Origin of the sequence: Campylobacter sp. RM19072 (assembly GCF_024723485.1) — a bacterium.
Taxonomy (GTDB): domain Bacteria; phylum Campylobacterota; class Campylobacteria; order Campylobacterales; family Campylobacteraceae; genus Campylobacter; species Campylobacter porcelli.
The window spans coordinates 1-1,514 of the sequence record NZ_JANQCU010000043.1; the positions used below are offsets into that span (position 1 = coordinate 1).

A 1,514-nucleotide genomic window follows, 5' to 3' on the forward strand; every position below is an offset into this window, starting at 1 on the left:
TTCCCACTTAAAATTCTTAACTTCGCATGGCAACAAGTCGCCGTTTGCGACAAAATTTTCGCAACAAAAAACTCGAAGGAGTTTTTGGCGAAAATTTGGAGTGTAACCCTTGACCCACCTCTTGTGTTTTACACTCTCTTTGAGAAAGTCCCTACTTTGTAGGGTTACCCTTAAAAAGAAAAAGAATTTCTTTTATATTTAAATTTTTATAAAAATCTAAAAAATTCTTATTATAAAATTTTCGCAAAGACTAGCTTAGCTTTAGCGAAATAAAAATAATTTCTATTTTGGGTATAAAATGAGAATTTAAGTTATATTTAATTGACAAAAATTATTAAATATAATACAATTTTGAATATCTATGAAAATACTATAATAAAAGGTAAATAGGGGGGGGGGTAGAGTGTGTCAAGTATTATATTTAGTAATGCCAAATCATTTGTAAATTTCACTATTTTACTCGATCCTTGTCTTCAATGCTTAAAAAATCATTAATTTCTCTTATCGCTTCTCAAACTTATCTATTTGGTGCTTGGATAAATTTAACCCCTTGTGGGTGGGATGATGATTGTGCTATTTCTAGCGATGTTAGCGTTGAAGGTGTTTATGGTGTTGGTGGTGGCAAACTAAGTATAAATCAAGGTGCCACTATAACTAATAGCGGGTCTGTAACAATTTATCATAATGGTGATTTTGATATTGAAAATAGTGGTAATATTGTATTTACAGAAAATTCGAGTAGTAATTCTGGCATATACGCATTTACCACAAATGATTTAAATATAAACAATAGTGGGACAATAGAGAATAAATCATCCAATAAAGCTGCCATATTGGTCGGTGGTGGCGGTAAAATAAACAGCATTACAAACTCTGGCACCATAAGTAGCAATGGATATGGTATATTGAGTGGTTCAGAAGATTCAAACTTTGGAGTAGATAGCATAGGTAAAATAACCAACACAGGCACCATAAGCACTACAAGCGGACAAAATGCCATCTATGGATTTGGCACGATAGAGAGTATCGATAATAATCAAGGTGGCAAAATCACTGGTATAAATGTCTCAAATACGATTACAAATTTAAATAATTATGGGATTATAGAGGGGAATGTAGTAGCTAAAAAGATAACAAAACTAAATAACGCTGGAAGTATTAGTGGAGATCTTATAGTAGAAGATGAGATAGAAAGCGTAGATGGCACGGGGAGTATAGGTGGTAGATTTATACTTGCTGGTGGGGATAATAAAGATATTAGCATCAAGCATAATCTAGGTAGCGGATTTGTCATACAAAGCGATAAAGATAGGATCACAAATGAAACTCAGCTAATATCAAATAGTGCAGTGGCGTTTGAAGTTAATGCTAATGTAGGAGAGATAATAAATAAAAATACTATACAAAGCAGTGCTAATAAACCATCTTTACAAGTGGCATCTGACAAGGTGGTTAAGAAGCTAGAAAACCAAAGCACCGGTAAAATCTTAGGCGAAGAGGGGATTGTAAATAGC

The 1,514-nt window shown here is 33.2% G+C and carries 1 protein-coding gene; it reads left to right on the forward strand.

What is annotated here, in order from left to right:
- Positions 1-476: 476 nt before the first annotated feature.
- Positions 477-1,514 (forward strand): hypothetical protein (locus tag CSUIS19072_RS08345; protein WP_337212265.1); only part of this gene is annotated, 1,038 nt, incomplete at its 3' end.